The following is a 13,943-nucleotide window of genomic DNA, read 5'->3' on the forward strand; positions in this document are numbered from 1 at the left end:
CTGTGACCCTGTGAGCGACCCTCGCACGAAGAAGGTTCTGGTCACCGGAGGCGCCGGTTACGTCGGCAGCGTCGTGGCGGCCCATCTGCTGGAGGCGGGGCACCGGGTCACCGTCCTGGACGACCTGTCCACCGGCTTCCGGGACGGCGTCCCCGAGGGCGCCGACTTCGTCGAGGGGCGCGTCCAGGACGCGGCGAAGGTGCTCGACGCCACCTACGACGCCGTGCTGCACTTCGCCGCCAGCTCCCAGGTCGGCGAGTCCGTCGTCCACCCCGAGAAGTACTGGCGCAACAACGTCGTGGGCACGCTGGACCTGCTCACGGCGATGCGTGACGCCGGGGTCCGGCGGCTGGTCTTCTCCTCCACCGCCGCCACCTACGGCGAGCCGAAGTCCGTCCCGATCACCGAGGACGACCCGACGCTGCCGACCAGCCCGTACGGCGCGTCCAAGCTCGCCGTCGACCACATGATCACCAGCGAGGCCGTCGCCCACGGCCTGGCGGCGGTCTCCCTGCGCTACTTCAACGTCGCGGGCGCCTACGGGGTGTCCGGCGAGCGCCACGACCCCGAGTCGCACCTCATCCCGCTCGTGCTGCAGGTCGCCCAGGGACGCCGGGAGGCGATCTCGGTCTACGGCGACGACTACCCGACCCCCGACGGCACGTGCGTGCGCGACTACATCCACGTCGCCGACCTGGCCGAGGCGCATCTGCTCGCCGTCGACGCGCCCGCCTTCGGCGAGCACCTGATCTGCAACCTCGGCAACGGCAACGGCTTCTCCGTGCGCGAGGTCATCGAGACCGTCCGCCAGGTCACCGGTCACCCCGTCCCCGAGGTCGTCGCCCCGCGCCGCGGCGGCGACCCGGCCGTCCTGGTGGCCTCCGCCGAGCGGGCCAAGGAGCGCCTGGGCTGGCGTCCCTCGCGCACCGACCTCGCCGAGATCGTCCGCGACGCCTGGACCTTCGCGCAGGACCTGCGGGACCGGGAGGACGCCAAGTGAGCGAGGACGGCTTCCGCGCCACGTACGGCACCGGCCCCGAAGGGGTCTGGGCCGCCCCCGGCCGGGTGAACCTGATCGGCGAGCACACCGACTACAACGACGGCTTCGTGATGCCGTTCGCGCTGCCGCACACCACGGTCGCCGCGGTCGCCCGCCGCGCCGACGGCCGGCTGCGGCTGCACAGCGGCTCGCCGGACGTCCCCGCCGGCGTCGTCGAACTGCACGTCGACGAACTCGCGCCCGGCGGCGGTGCCGGCTGGGCCGACTACCCCGCGGGCGTCATCTGGGCGCTGCGCGACGCCGGGCACGAGATCACCGGCGCCGACATCCACTTCGAGAGCACCGTCCCCACCGGCGCCGGCCTGTCCTCCTCGGCCGCCCTCGAGGTCGTCACCGCCGTCGCCCTGGGCGACCTCTACGGCCTGGGCCTGGAGCGGTGGCGGATCGCCCGGCTCTGCCAGCGCGCGGAGAACGTCTACGTGGGCGCCCCCACCGGGATCATGGACCAGACCGCCTCGGCGTGCTGCACCGAGGGGAACGCCCTGTGGCTCGACACCCGTGACCTGTCGCAGCGCCAGATCCCCTTCGACATGGCCTCCCAGGGCCTGCGGCTGCTCGTCGTCGACACCCGGGTCACCCACGCCCACAGCGAGGGCGAGTACGGCAAGCGGCGGACGGGCTGCGAGGAGGCGGCGGCGCTGCTCGGCGTGGACGCGCTGCGGGACATCCCGTACGACGGGCTCGGCGAGGCCCTCGCCCGCGTCGAGGACCCCGAACTGCGGCCGCTGGTACGGCACGTGGTCACCGAGGACCGCCGGGTCGAGCGGGTCGTCGAGCTGCTGGAGACGGGCGACGCCCGTGCCATCGGGCCGGTGCTGACCGAGGGCCACGCCTCGCTGCGCGACGACTTCAAGGTCTCCTGCCCGGAACTCGACCTGGTGGTGTCGGCCGGTGTGGAGGCGGGCGCCCTCGGCGCGCGCATGACCGGCGGCGGCTTCGGCGGTTCGGCGATCGTGCTGGTGGAGGAGTCCGCCGCGGAGAAGACCGCCGAGGCGATCGTCGGTGCCTTCGCCACGGCCGGCCACCGCGAGCCGCGGGTCTTCACCGCGGTGCCGTCCGCGGGGGCCCGCCGGCTGGTCTGACCCGTTGCGGAGGGAAGGAGCCGGCCCGGGCCTCAGGGCCGGCTCCCTGCCGTGGGACGCCTGGCCGGCAGGAAGTCCGTCACGCCCGGCGGGTGGTCGGGCGCCGCGTGGACGACGACGGGGAGTTCACGGTCCGCGTCCGTGCCGCGCATCGACGCGAGCAACGGGTGATCCCCCGGTGTCGGACGCCCCCACCGGCGCTGCCGCGGCTCGGCACGCCTTTCTCCGTCCACCGCTGTGGAAAACCGCACCGTGGGCCGTTGCCCGGCACGTCCCGGGGGAACTCCGTCCCGCAAGTTTTTCCATTCGGGCGCCTTTGTCTGCTCCTGCCCCTACGCTTTTTGGCAGCGCCGGTGGGGTCCGGCGGCATCAGGGGGCGAGACACAAGGGTTCGGCACCTGGTTGGGGACGGCTGCTAGCCCGGCGGCGTGCGGCGTCCGCTCCAGGTGCCGGGCCTCCGTGCACATCGACCTCGTCCGTGGGGGGAAGTGCCGAATGCCGGGAGTGGGGCCCGTGGGACGAATCCGCGTTCTCGTCGTCGACGACCACCGCATCTTCGCCGAATCGCTCGCGGCCGCCCTCGCGGCCGAGCCCGATGTCGACGTCTCGGCCGCCGGGAGCGGGGCGGCTGCCCAGCGCTGCCTGGAACGCGCGGCCTCCGACGGCCGCCGCTACGACGTGCTGCTGGTCGACGCCGACCTGGGGACGACGTCCGCCGCGGGGGTCCGGGTGATGGCCGCGCCCAGGGCCGCCCCGCTCGGCGCCGCCGACGGCGGCGCCCAGACCGGACTCGACGGCATCGCCCTGGTGGAACGCGTACGGTCCGAACACCCCGCCACCCGGACGGTCGTGCTCGCCGAGCGCGACGACGCGCGCCGCGCCGCCCGGGCCCTGCAGGCCGGCGCCTCCGGCTGGGTCGCCAAGGACTGCTCGCTGTCCCGGCTGCTGGCCGTGATGCGCGGCGTCCTGCGGGACGAGACGCATCTGCCGCCCGCCCTGCTCACCGGCGTGCTGCGGGAGTTGACCGCCGCGCGCCGGCACCGGACGGAGAGCGAGCGGCTGGTGGAGTCGCTCACCCCGCGCGAGCAGGAGGTGCTGCGCTGCATGGTGGCCGGCCTGGGCCGCAAGGCGGTCGCCGAGCGGCTGTACCTGTCGCCGCACACCGTCCGCACCCACATGCAGAACGTGCTGGGCAAGCTGGGCGTGCATTCGACGCTGGCCGCCGTGGCGCTGGCCCGGCGGGCCGGGGTGCCACCGGCCGACGGAGAGGGCGGCCGGGTGGGTTCCGCGGCCCCGGTGCAGCACGTCTGACGGCATGGAGCGCGGCGGATCGCCCTCCCCGTGACCGGGGAGAGCGACCCGCCGGGTCACCGCGGATACCCGCGGTCATTCACCGCCGACGCCGGTGGTCGGCGCCGGGCGGTTACCGCCGACGCCGGTGGTCGGCGTCGAGCGGCTGGTGTCACGGTCGTTGGCACGGTCGCGGTGACCGTTCTCCTGACCGCGGTCATTGAGGCCGTCGAACGGGTCGCGGCCGTTGTTGTCGCCACGGTTGGTGTCACCGGCGTCGTCGAAGGGGTCGCGGTTGTTGTCGCCGCGGTTGTCGCCCCGGCCGTTGTCGCCCCGGCCGTTGTCGTTCCGACCGTTACCGCCGTGGCCGTTGTCGCCGCGGTTGCCGCCGCGGCCGTTGTCCCCGCGGTTGCCGCCCCGGCCGTTGTCACGGCAGTTGATGCCGCCGACTCCGCCGACTCCGCCCACGAAGCCCGGGCCGCCGACGAAGCCGGGACCGGCGATACCGCCGACGCCACCGACTCCGCCGATGCCACCGACTCCGCCAACACCGCCGACGAAGCCCGGGCCACCGATGCCGCCGACTCCGCCAACACCGCCGACGAAGCCCGGGCCACCGATGCCGCCGACTCCGCCAACACCGCCGATGCCGCCGACGCCACCGGGGCCGCCGACGAAGCCCGGACCGCCGACTCCGCCAACACCGCCGACTCCGCCGACGCCACCGGGGCCGCCGACGCCACCGGGGCCGCCGACGAAGCCGGGACCGGCGATGCCGCCGACTCCGCCAACACCGCCGACGCCACCGACACCGCCGACACCGCCAACGCCACCAACGCCACCAACGCCACCGACACCGACTCCGCCGGGGCCGTCGCTGCGCTTGGAGAGGGCGACGCTGTCCAGGGGTTCCTCGGCACGGCTGTCCTCGCGGAACGGGTCGTCCACGCCGTTGAAGCGCTCGTCGCCGCGGCCGTGCTCGCGGCCGCCGCGCCCGTTGTTGCGGCAGATGCCGATGCCGCCGATGCCGCCGACGAAGCCGGGGACGCCGATGCCGCCGACTCCGCCGATACCACCGACACCGCCGACTCCGCCGACTCCGCCGACTCCGCCGACTCCACCGACTCCACCGACACCGCCGACACCGCCGACGCCGCCGACCCCACCGGTGCCGCTGCACCAGCCGGGCGCGGGGCCGACGTTGGCGACGAAGCGGGCCGAGGACCAGGCCCAGAGGTTGCCGCTGAGCTGGTACCAGCGGGGGTTGCCGCTGATGGGGCTGCCCACGGACTTGCAGACGATGGCCACCAGGGCGTTGAAGGGGATGACGCCGACGCTGGCGAATTGGACGCCCGGTCCGCCGCGGACGCGCAGACCCGTACGGGCGACGACGCGGCCCTGGAACAGGGCCGCGTTGGGGGAGCGTGCGGACTTCACCGCTACTTCACGGGACAGGTCCCGGAGGTGCTCCGAAGGGGAAACGAGTTCACTTTGGCCGTCCGGTCCAGGAGCGGCAGGCACCCCGGCGGCAGGCCGGCCGTCGGTGGCGAAGGCGGTGCCCATGGTGCCGATGGCGAGGGTGCCGGCCAAGGCGCCGGTCACCGCGGTTGCGGCTATCTTGCTTGCGCGGGTGTGCAGAGTCATCTGCATCTCCAAGGTGGAGCGGGACCCGGCGGGGTCCAGGGAAATGGAAGCCGGACGCGCCCCGACTGCCTTCCACTTGACGTTGTCGGAATGTGGTGCGCCAGCAGCCGCAAAAGTGGCCATTTGAGCCTTTAAGCGGCGTTCACGGACATCACGCTAAGTGCGCCACTTTGTGTGCGCAACCGGTGGCGGAGCGTGGCCGTTTGTGATCATTCCCTGGCGGTTACGCCGGGTAATCAGCGTCAACCGGGGACGTTGTCGAAGGGCGCGGTCAACTGTCGGAGCAGGTTCGCGAGTTCCCCCCGCTGGCGGCCGGAGAGCTCGCCGAGGATGGCCCGCTCCTGGGTCAGCAGGCCCGCCAGGGCCTGGTCCGCCCGGTCCCGCCCCTCCGGGGTGAGCCGTACGAGGACGCCGCGCCGGTCCGAGGGGTCGGGCAGCCGCTCCACGAGCCCCTTCTTGGTGAGCCGGTCGATCCGGTTGGTCATCGTCCCCGAGGTGACCAGCGTCTGGGTCAGCAGCTGTCCGGGGGAGAGCTGGTAGGGCGCGCCCGCCCGGCGCAGGGAGGTCAGCACGTCGAACTCCCAGGGCTCCAGACCGTGCTCGGAGAACGCCAGCCGACGGGCCCGGTCCAGATGCCTCGCCAGCCTGCTGACCCGGCTGAGCACCTCGAGCGGTTCGACGTCGAGGTCAGGGCGCTCCCTGCGCCACGCAGCGACCAGCCGATCGACCTCGTCCTCCATGGAGATCAGTGTAAGGGTTGTGTCGACATGAAGTCTCTTGACGTCAAGAGATTAGCTCTGGAACCTTGTGGGCAAGGTCGGCGGCAGGAAGAGATCCATCTCTCGCCAGGGAGTTCGAAACATGCCCGCAGCAGCCTGGGATCCCCAGCAGTATCTCCGCCACTCCACCCACCGCACCCGCCCCTTCCACGACCTGCTGGCCCGGATACCGGAGCTGCCCGGCGCGAGCCCGCGGATCGCGGACGTCGGCTGCGGCCCCGGCAACGTGACCGCCCTGCTCGCGCAGCGCTGGCCCGATGCCCGGATCACCGGCCTCGACAGCTCCGCCGAGATGCTGGAGGCCGCCCGGGCCTACGAGGGCCCCACCGCCGGGGGCGGCAGCCTCACCTTCCGTCCCGCCGACGCCGGCCACTGGGTCCCCGACGGCACCTACGACCTGATCGTCTCCAACGCCGCCCTCCAGTGGGTCGAGGGCCACGCCGAGCGTTTCCCCCTCTGGGTCGAGCACCTCGCTCCCGGCGGCGTCCTCGCCTTCCAGGTCCCCGGCAACTTCACCTCGCCCAGTCACGCGCTGCTCGGCGACCTCTGCGACTCCCCGGCCTGGCGCGACCGCCTCGGCGAGGGCCACGGCCGCCGCTACGTCCACATCCTCCAGCCCCCCGGTTACCTGGAGCGCCTCATCGAGATCCCCGACGTCGAGGTGGACGTCGACGTCTGGGAGACCACGTACGTACAGCTCCTGCAGGGCGAGGACGCGGTGCTCGAATGGACGAAGGGAACGGCGCTGCGCCCGGTACTGACCGCCCTCGAGGACGACCCGGAGGCCACCGGGGAGTTCCTCGGCCAGTACCGCGACCTGCTGCGCAAGGCCTACCCGGCGGGGCCGCACGGCACCGTCTTCCCCTTCCGGCGGATCTTCGCCGTCGCACGGAAAGCGGGGTGATCCCGATGATCACCGCCCTCGACCACGTCCAGCTCGCCGCTCCGCCCGGCTCCGAGGAGATCCTGCGCGCCTTCTACGCGGGGGTCCTGGGGATGAGCGAGGTCCCCAAGCCGCCGGTGCTCGCCGCCCGGGGCGGCTGCTGGTTCGCCACGGGCCCGGTCCAGCTGCACATCGGCGTGGAGGAGGACTTCCGCCCCGCCCGGAAGGCCCATCCGGGCTTACGCGTGAGCGGCATCGGGGCTTACGCGGACCGGCTGGAGTCCCGCGGGGCCGCGGTCGTCTGGGACGGTGACCTGCCGGGCCATCGCCGTTTCTACACCGACGACCCGTTCGGCAACCGTCTGGAGTTCCTGGAGCCCGTCGACGCCGTGTGACACCCCGGCGGCGCCGTCCCTCCGCGGGGCCCGGCGCCGCCGGGCGGCACAGCGGCACAGCGTCACAGCGTGAGGAAGGCCGCCCCCAGGAGTGCGGCGCCGGCCAGGGCGGCGGTCCAGGCGGTGCGGGGCCAGCGCAGCCCCCCGGCCAGGACCAGAGAGGCGAGGAGCAGGGCGCCGCCCAGCGGGACCCAGGCGTGCAGCACACCGGCGAGTCCGGTGCGCACCACGTCGTCGGTGCCGGGCTTGACCGCGACCGGTATCCGCTCGCCGGTGCGGTGGGTGACCGCCTTGTCGATCGTCACCTTCCCGCGGAGGGAACCGAGACCCTCCGGCACGAAGGGGCCGGTGCAGGTGTCGGCGGCGCAGGTGGAGACCGTCATCGTGCCCTGCTCGCGGCCCTTGGTGAGCATGACGTGCTGGGCGGTCTTCCACGAGGTCCACACCCCGGCCGCCAGCATGAGCAGGACCAGTGCGCTCAGCAGCACGATGCGGCCGACCAGCAGCAGCCCCCAGGCGCTCTCGGCGGTGCGGCGGGCGAGACTCCGTTTGACCATGCGGGCGATCCTTGGCCATTGCATGGCACTCGGTCAACCTTTCGACGGTCAACCGTTGTAGGTGCCCTGCGCCCTCTCCAGCCCCTCGCAGACGAGCGACTCGACCGCGTCGGCCGCCCGGTCCACGAACCACTCGAGCTCCTTGCGCTCGGTGGAGGAGAAGTCCTTCAGGACGAAGTCCGCGACCTGCATCCGCCCCGGGGGGCGGCCGATGCCGCAGCGGACCCGCAGGTAGTCGGGGCCGAGGGACTTGGTGATCGACTTCAGGCCGTTGTGGCCGTTGTCGCCGCCGCCCTTCTTCAGACGCAGGGTGGCGTAGTCGATGTCCAACTCGTCGTGGACCGCGACGAGGTTGCCGAGCGGCACCTTGTAGAAGTCGCGCAGCGCCGTCACCGGGCCTCCGGAGAGGTTCATGTACGTCATCGGCTTGGCCAGCACGACGCGGTGGCCGCCGATGCGCCCCTCGACGACCTGGGACCGGCTCTTGTGGGTCTTGAAGCGCCCGCCGATCCGGTCGGCGAGCAGGTCGGCGACCATGAAGCCGATGTTGTGCCGGTTGCCGGCGTACTCCGGTCCGGGGTTGCCCAGACCGGCCACCAGCCAGGGCCCCTCGGGGGCGCTTTCCGCTGCGCTCATGCTCATGTCGTCCATTCAACAGGACCGCCGTCCCGCTCCTTGCGGAGCGGGACGGCGGCCGGGGAACTGCGGGTGCTGCCGTACTTACTCGGCAGCGGCCTCGGCGCCCTCGCCCTCGGCGCCCTCACCCTCGCCCTCGGCGGGAGCCTCGGCCTGGGCGGCGACGACCTGCAGGACGACGGTGTCCTCGTCGACGGCCAGGGTGGTGCCCTGGGGGAGCGGGATGTCCTTGGCGAGGATGGAGGTACCGGCCTCCAGGCCCTCGACGGAGACGGTGACGCCGTCGGGGATGTGGGTCGCCTCGGCCTCGACCGGCAGCGCGTTGAGCACGTGCTCCAGCAGGTTGCCGCCGGGGGCGAGCTCGCCCTCGGTGTTGACCACGATCTCGACGGTGACCTTCTCGCCGCGCTTGACCGAGAGGAGGTCGACGTGCTCCAGGAAGCCCTTCAGCGGGTCGCGCTGCACGGCCTTGGGGATGACCAGCTCGGTGCCGTCACCCTCGATGTCCAGGCTGATCAGGACGTTCGGGGTGCGCAGGGCGAGCAGCAGGTCGTGGCCCGGCAGGGCGACGTGCTTGGGGTCCTGGCCGTGGCCGTAGATGACACCGGGGACCTGGTGCGAGCGGCGGATGCGGCGGGCGGCGCCCTTGCCGAACTCGGTGCGCAGCTGCGCGGAGATCTTCACCTCGGACATGGGGATCACACTCCTCGTGATGACGACGGGACTTCGGTCGGTCGCCCAGCCCACGACGGGCCGTTCCACTTACGAGGAGCGCGTCGATAACGGAGTCCGCCGTCGAAACGGGAACGGCCTCCCTCGCCGAGCAACTCGCAGAGTCTACCCGGCGGGGAGGCCGCCCCGGAAATCGATCAGACGGTGATCAGTGCGCGTCCTCGAAGAGGCTCGTCACGGAGCCGTCCTCGAAGACCTCGCGGACCGCGTTGGCGATCGTCGGCGCGATCGACAGCACCGTGATCTTGTCCAGGTCCAGTTCACCCGGCGTCGGCAGGGTGTCGGTGAAGACGAACTCGCTCACCTTGGAGTTCTTCAGCCGGTCCGCGGCCGGGCCGGACAGGACGCCGTGGGTGGCGGTCACGATGACGTCCTCCGCGCCGTTGGCGAACAGGGCGTCCGCCGCGGCGCAGATGGTGCCACCGGTGTCGATCATGTCGTCCACCAGGACGCAGATGCGGCCGCGCACGTCACCGACCACCTCGTGCACGGTGACCTGGTTGGCGACGTCCGGGTCGCGCCGCTTGTGGACGATGGCCAGCGGCGCGCCCAGGCGGTCGCACCAGCGGTCGGCCACGCGCACCCGGCCGGCGTCGGGGGAGACGACGGTCAGCTTCGAGCGGTCGACCTTGGCGCCCACGTAGTCCGCCAGTATGGGCAGCGCGAACAGGTGGTCCACCGGGCCGTCGAAGAAGCCCTGGATCTGGTCGGTGTGCAGGTCGACCGTGAGGATCCGGTCGGCGCCCGCGGTCTTCATCAGGTCGGCCACGAGGCGGGCCGAGATCGGCTCGCGGCCGCGGTGCTTCTTGTCCTGGCGGGCGTAGCCGTAGAACGGCACGACCACGGTGATGCGCTTGGCGGACGCCCGCTTCAGCGCGTCGATCATGATCAGCTGCTCCATGATCCACTTGTTGATGGGAGCGGTGTGGCTCTGGATGACGAAAGCGTCCGAGCCGCGGGCCGACTCCTCGAAGCGGACGTAGATCTCACCGTTCGCGAAGTCGAAGGCCTTCGTCGGCACAAGGTTGACGCCCAGCTCACGTGCCACCTCCTCCGCGAGCTCGGGGTGTGCGCGGCCGGAGAAGAGCATCAGCTTCTTCTCACCGGTCGTCTTGATCCCGGTCACTGCACCGTCTCCTTGGTGTTCAACGCAGCTTCGCCCTCGGTGAGGGAGCTGGCGGAATTGTGTGCACCTCACACGGTACGCGCTGCGTGGCGCGACCGCGCACGTGGGGAAGGCCACCCCGCACGCGCTCCCCCGCCGGTCAGGCCTCCGGCGCGGCCTGCTGGGCCTGTTCGGCGGCGTGGGCCGCCGCGCTGCCGGGCCGCTTCCTGGCCACCCAGCCCTCGATGTTGCGCTGCTGCCCGCGCGCGACGGCGAGCGAACCGGCCGGCACGTCCTTGGTGATCACGGAGCCCGCGGCGGTGTAGGCGCCGTCCCCGACTGTGACGGGGGCCACGAACATGTTGTCGGAGCCGGTGCGGCAGTGGGAGCCGATCGTGGTGTGGTGCTTGGCCTGCCCGTCGTAGTTGACGAAGACGCTGGCGGCGCCGATGTTCGTGTAATCGCCGATCGTCGCGTCGCCGACGTAGGACAGGTGCGGCACCTTGGTGCCCTCGCCGAGGGTGGCGTTCTTCATCTCGACGTAGGTGCCGGCCTTCGCCTTGGGGCCGAGTTTGGCGCCCGGGCGCAGGTAGGCGTACGGGCCGACTGAGGCGGCCTCGCCGATCTCCGCGCTGACGGCCACGGTGTTGCTCACCGTGGCGCCGGGTCCGACCAGGGTGTCGGTCAGCGTGCAGTTGGGGCCGACCTGGGCGCCGGAGGCGAGCCGGGTCGCGCCGTACAGCTGGGTGTTCGGCAGCACCAGGGTGTCGGGCTCGAACTCCACCGTGACGTCCAGCCAGGTCGACGCCGGGTCCATGATCGTCGCGCCCTCCAGCATCGCCCTGTGCAGCAGGCGGTCGTTGAGGGTGCGGCGGGCCTCGGCGAGCTGTACGCGGTTGTTGATGCCGGCGATCTCGCGGTGGTCCTCGGCGACCGAGGCGCCGACGCGGTGGCCGGCCTCGCGCAGGATGCCGAGGGTGTCGGTGAGGTACTCCTCGCCCTGGGCGTTGTCGGTGGTCACCTTGGCCAGCGCGTCGGTCAGCAGCGCCGCGTCGAAGGCGAACACCCCGGAGTTGATCTCGGGGATGGCCCGCTGCTCGTCGGTGGCGTCCTTCTGCTCGACGATCGCCAGCACCGAGCCGTCGGCTCCGCGCACGATGCGGCCGTAGCCGGTCGGGTCGGGGACCTCGGCGGTCAGCACGGTGACGGCGTTGCCGTCGGCGGCGTGGGCCTCGACCAGCGCGCGCAGGGTGTCCGGGGTGAGCAGCGGGGTGTCGCCGGCGGTGATGACCACCGTGCCGGTCAGCTCCGGGAGTTCCGCCAGGCCCGCCCGGACCGCGTGGCCGGTGCCGTTCTGCTCGTACTGCACGGCGGTGCGGACCGCGGCGTCGGTCCCGGCCAGGTGGGCGGTCACCTGCTCGCGGGCGTGGCCGACCACGACCAGCAGGTGCTCGGGCTCCAGGGCGCGGGCCGCGGCCACGACGTGTCCGACCAGGGAGCGGCCGCTGATCGTGTGCAGGACTTTGGGGGTCGCCGACTTCATACGGGTGCCCTCACCCGCGGCAAGGACGATGACGGCGGCCGGGCGGTGGGCGCTCACGGAACGGACTCCTCGACGTCGGGTGAAGGTCACCCGAAGGATACCGGGGCGTTTCGGGCGGTGAACTCGGAAGGGTCGCGACGGTTGCCGCGACCCCTCGGTCAGTGCTCCGCTGCCAGGATTCGAACCCGGACTTAAGGGACCAAAACCCTCAGTGCTGCCGTTACACCACAGCGGAAGGAAACCCCGGCCGAACAGGACATCCGGTCAGGGTGCCCGTCTGGCCTCCACCACTATGCCGCACCGACCGCCTCCAATGCGACGAGAAAGATCGGTACTTCCCCTCGTCAAACATGGGTACATGTGCCAAGAGCCGTATTCCCGCCGACACGCGTGCTCTGTTCGGCCTTCACTTAGCCCTGCCATCCTTACGAAGCCGTAAGTTACGGTGGCGTAGCCCCCGACCTTCATTGAGGGACCACCATGACCACACAGACCGACGTGATCACCGAGTCCCCGGAACCCGGGGCCGGCTCCGGGGCCCCGCTTCCCCGCGCCACGCTCGGTGGTGACAAGAAGCAGTCACTCGAGCAGATCACCCTCGGACTCTTCATCGGCATCCCCTTCCTCGCCCTCGTCGCGGCGATCCCGCTCGCGTGGGGATGGGGCCTGAGCTGGCTCGACCTCGGCCTGATGGTGGGGATGTACTACCTCGGCTGTCACGGCATCACCATCGGCTTCCACCGCCACTTCACCCACGGCTCCTTCAAGGCCAACCGCCCGCTGAAGATCGCCCTGGCCATCGCCGGGTCGATGGCCGTCGAGGGACCGGTCGTGCGGTGGGTCGCCGACCACCGCAAGCACCACAAGTTCTCCGACGCCGAAGGCGACCCGCACAGCCCCTGGCGCTACGGCGAGAGCGTCCCCGCCCTGATGAAGGGCCTGTGGTGGGCCCACATGGGCTGGTTGTTCGACGAGGAGCAGACCCCCCAGCACAAGTACGCCCCCGATCTGATGAAGGACCCGGCGATCCGCCGGATCAGCCGTGACTTCTGGCTCTGGACGTCCGTCTCGCTGCTGCTCCCGCCGCTGATCGGCGGCCTGGCGACGATGTCGTGGACCGGCGCCGCCACCGCCTTCTTCTGGGGCTCCCTGGTCCGCGTGGCCCTGCTGCACCACGTCACCTGGTCGATCAACTCGATCTGCCACGCGGTCGGCAAGCGGCCCTTCCGCTCCCGCGACAAGTCCGGCAACGTCTGGTGGCTGGCCGTGCTGTCCTGCGGTGAGTCCTGGCACAACCTCCACCACGCCGACCCCACCTCCGCCCGGCACGGCGTGCTCCGCGGCCAGATCGACTCCAGCGCCCGCATCATCCGCTGGTTCGAACTGCTCGGGTGGGCCAGTGACGTACGGTGGCCGACCGCTGACCGGATCGCCGCCCGCCGTAAGGAGAGCGTCAGCGAAGCGGCATGATTGACGGGTGAGCGACGGCAGAAGCAGCAGCAGGGGCAGCGAGGGTACGCCGTCGCGGCGTGCCCGGCGGGTCCGCATGACGGGCAAGGAGCGCCGCGAGCAACTCCTCGACGTGGGGCGCACGCTCTTCGCCGAACGCGGTTTCGAGGGCACCTCCGTCGAGGAGATCGCGCACAAGGCGGGCGTCTCCAAGCCCGTCGTGTACGAGCACTTCGGCGGCAAGGAGGGCCTCTACGCCGTCGTCGTGGACCGCGAGATGCGGTGCCTGCTCGACATGGTCACCGGTGCCCTCACCGGTGGCCATCCGCGCGAACTGCTGGAACAGGCGGCCTTCGCGCTGCTGGACTACATCGAGCAGTACACCGACGGCTTCCGGATCCTCGTCCGGGACTCGCCCGTCGCCCAGTCCACCGGCACCTTCGCCTCACTGATCAGCGACATCGCCACCCAGGTGGAGGACATCCTGGGCATGGAGTTCAAGCAGCGCGGCTTCGACGCCAAGCTCGCCCCGCTCTACGCGCAGGCGCTGGTCGGGATGGTGGCGCTCACCGGGCAGTGGTGGCTGGACGCCCAGAAGCCCAAGAAGGCGGAGGTCGCCGCGCACCTGGTGAACCTCTCCTGGAACGGCCTGTCCGGGCTCGAACCCCGGCCGCGGCTGATCGGCCACCGCAAGAACTGACGCCGCGCCCCGCTCCGCACGCACAGGAAGAAGGGCGGGGGGGGGCCCCGGGGGGGGGCCCCCCCCGGGGGGATAAAAAAAAAACAGC

Annotated in this window: 14 protein-coding genes and 1 tRNA gene; 7 read left to right on the plus strand and 8 right to left on the minus strand. The window is 71.8% G+C overall.

The genetic code is table 11. The features are described from left to right. Positions 1-10 precede the first annotated feature (10 nt). From galE to ACFV3E_RS17210, 3 genes are all read left to right on the plus strand, one after another. On the plus strand, positions 11-1,000 hold the full coding sequence (gene galE, locus ACFV3E_RS17200; protein ID WP_500535396.1) for a UDP-glucose 4-epimerase GalE: 990 nt from the start codon (positions 11-13) through the stop codon (positions 998-1,000). Continuing rightward, a complete protein-coding gene (gene galK, locus ACFV3E_RS17205; protein ID WP_500535397.1) occupies positions 997-2,142 on the plus strand; it encodes a galactokinase in 1,146 nt (381 codons plus the stop codon). Before galE ends, galK begins: the two co-directional genes overlap by 4 nt. A 513-nt stretch (positions 2,143-2,655) precedes the next feature. Then, positions 2,656-3,453 (plus strand): LuxR C-terminal-related transcriptional regulator, encoded by a 798-nt coding sequence (locus ACFV3E_RS17210; RefSeq protein ID WP_500535398.1) that lies wholly within the window; start codon positions 2,656-2,658, stop codon positions 3,451-3,453. 75 nt (positions 3,454-3,528) lie between these two features. On the opposite strand, the gene ACFV3E_RS17215 is transcribed toward ACFV3E_RS17210, so the two are convergent. Then, on the minus strand, positions 3,529-5,076 hold the full coding sequence (locus tag ACFV3E_RS17215) for an SH3 domain-containing protein (RefSeq protein ID WP_500535399.1): 1,548 nt from the start codon (positions 5,074-5,076) through the stop codon (positions 3,529-3,531). 242 nt (positions 5,077-5,318) lie between these two features. After that, positions 5,319-5,816 carry a MarR family winged helix-turn-helix transcriptional regulator gene (locus ACFV3E_RS17220; RefSeq protein ID WP_500535400.1) on the minus strand — a complete coding sequence of 166 codons (498 nt, stop codon included), beginning with the start codon at positions 5,814-5,816 and terminating at the stop codon, positions 5,319-5,321. Between the two features lie 121 nt (positions 5,817-5,937). Here ACFV3E_RS17220 and ACFV3E_RS17225 point away from each other — a divergent pair, with 121 nt between their 5' ends. Together ACFV3E_RS17225 and ACFV3E_RS17230 are read left to right on the plus strand one after the other, a co-directional pair. After that, positions 5,938-6,759, plus strand: a complete 822-nt coding sequence (locus tag ACFV3E_RS17225; RefSeq protein ID WP_500368941.1) for a trans-aconitate 2-methyltransferase — start codon at positions 5,938-5,940, stop codon at positions 6,757-6,759. Between the two features lie 5 nt (positions 6,760-6,764). After that, positions 6,765-7,133: a VOC family protein gene (locus ACFV3E_RS17230; protein ID WP_500535401.1), complete on the plus strand. Its 369-nt coding sequence runs from the start codon at positions 6,765-6,767 to the stop codon at positions 7,131-7,133. Positions 7,134-7,195: 62 nt separating this feature from the next. Here the strand turns inward: ACFV3E_RS17230 and ACFV3E_RS17235 are convergent, their stop codons facing one another. The 6 genes from ACFV3E_RS17235 to ACFV3E_RS17260 form a co-directional block, all read right to left on the minus strand. After that, the gene (locus tag ACFV3E_RS17235) at positions 7,196-7,690 is read right to left on the minus strand and encodes a hypothetical protein (RefSeq protein ID WP_500368944.1); all 495 of its coding nucleotides are present in this window, start codon (positions 7,688-7,690) and stop codon (positions 7,196-7,198) included. Between the two features lie 48 nt (positions 7,691-7,738). Further along, complete coding sequence (gene pth / locus ACFV3E_RS17240) at positions 7,739-8,341, minus strand: aminoacyl-tRNA hydrolase (RefSeq protein ID WP_500535402.1); 603 nt, start codon at positions 8,339-8,341, stop codon at positions 7,739-7,741. 69 nt (positions 8,342-8,410) lie between these two features. After that, on the minus strand, positions 8,411-9,019 hold the full coding sequence (locus ACFV3E_RS17245; protein WP_500535403.1) for a 50S ribosomal protein L25/general stress protein Ctc: 609 nt from the start codon (positions 9,017-9,019) through the stop codon (positions 8,411-8,413). Between the two features lie 187 nt (positions 9,020-9,206). Beyond that, a complete protein-coding gene (locus ACFV3E_RS17250; RefSeq protein WP_329187428.1) occupies positions 9,207-10,184 on the minus strand; it encodes a ribose-phosphate diphosphokinase in 978 nt (325 codons plus the stop codon). Between the two features lie 139 nt (positions 10,185-10,323). Further along, a complete protein-coding gene (gene glmU, locus ACFV3E_RS17255) occupies positions 10,324-11,763 on the minus strand; it encodes a bifunctional UDP-N-acetylglucosamine diphosphorylase/glucosamine-1-phosphate N-acetyltransferase GlmU (RefSeq protein WP_500535404.1) in 1,440 nt (479 codons plus the stop codon). 107 nt (positions 11,764-11,870) lie between these two features. Next, positions 11,871-11,941, minus strand: a tRNA-Gln gene (locus ACFV3E_RS17260). Positions 11,942-12,186: 245 nt separating this feature from the next. Here ACFV3E_RS17260 and ACFV3E_RS17265 point away from each other — a divergent pair. Together ACFV3E_RS17265 and ACFV3E_RS17270 are read left to right on the plus strand one after the other, a co-directional pair. Further along, entirely contained in the window at positions 12,187-13,176 is a 990-nt protein-coding gene (locus ACFV3E_RS17265; RefSeq protein WP_500535405.1) for an acyl-CoA desaturase, read from the plus strand. 76 nt (positions 13,177-13,252) lie between these two features. Next, positions 13,253-13,855, plus strand: a complete 603-nt coding sequence (locus ACFV3E_RS17270) for a TetR/AcrR family transcriptional regulator (RefSeq protein ID WP_018559808.1) — start codon at positions 13,253-13,255, stop codon at positions 13,853-13,855. Positions 13,856-13,943 lie beyond the last annotated feature (88 nt).

Source organism: Streptomyces sp. NPDC059718 (assembly GCF_042733315.1).
GTDB lineage: Bacteria > Actinomycetota > Actinomycetes > Streptomycetales > Streptomycetaceae > Actinacidiphila.

Coding starts and splice junctions, on each gene's coding strand:
- ACFV3E_RS17215 (WP_500535399.1), bottom strand. CDS start 5,076: ATGACTCTGCACACCCGCGCAAGCAAGATAGCCGCAACCGCGGTGACC.
- ACFV3E_RS17220 (WP_500535400.1), bottom strand. CDS start 5,816: ATGGAGGACGAGGTCGATCGGCTGGTCGCTGCGTGGCGCAGGGAGCGC.
- ACFV3E_RS17225 (WP_500368941.1), top strand. CDS start 5,938: ATGCCCGCAGCAGCCTGGGATCCCCAGCAGTATCTCCGCCACTCCACC.
- ACFV3E_RS17230 (WP_500535401.1), top strand. CDS start 6,765: ATGATCACCGCCCTCGACCACGTCCAGCTCGCCGCTCCGCCCGGCTCC.
- ACFV3E_RS17235 (WP_500368944.1), bottom strand. CDS start 7,690: ATGGTCAAACGGAGTCTCGCCCGCCGCACCGCCGAGAGCGCCTGGGGG.
- pth (WP_500535402.1), bottom strand. CDS start 8,341: ATGGACGACATGAGCATGAGCGCAGCGGAAAGCGCCCCCGAGGGGCCC.
- ACFV3E_RS17245 (WP_500535403.1), bottom strand. CDS start 9,019: ATGTCCGAGGTGAAGATCTCCGCGCAGCTGCGCACCGAGTTCGGCAAG.
- ACFV3E_RS17265 (WP_500535405.1), top strand. CDS start 12,187: ATGACCACACAGACCGACGTGATCACCGAGTCCCCGGAACCCGGGGCC.
- ACFV3E_RS17270 (WP_018559808.1), top strand. CDS start 13,253: ATGACGGGCAAGGAGCGCCGCGAGCAACTCCTCGACGTGGGGCGCACG.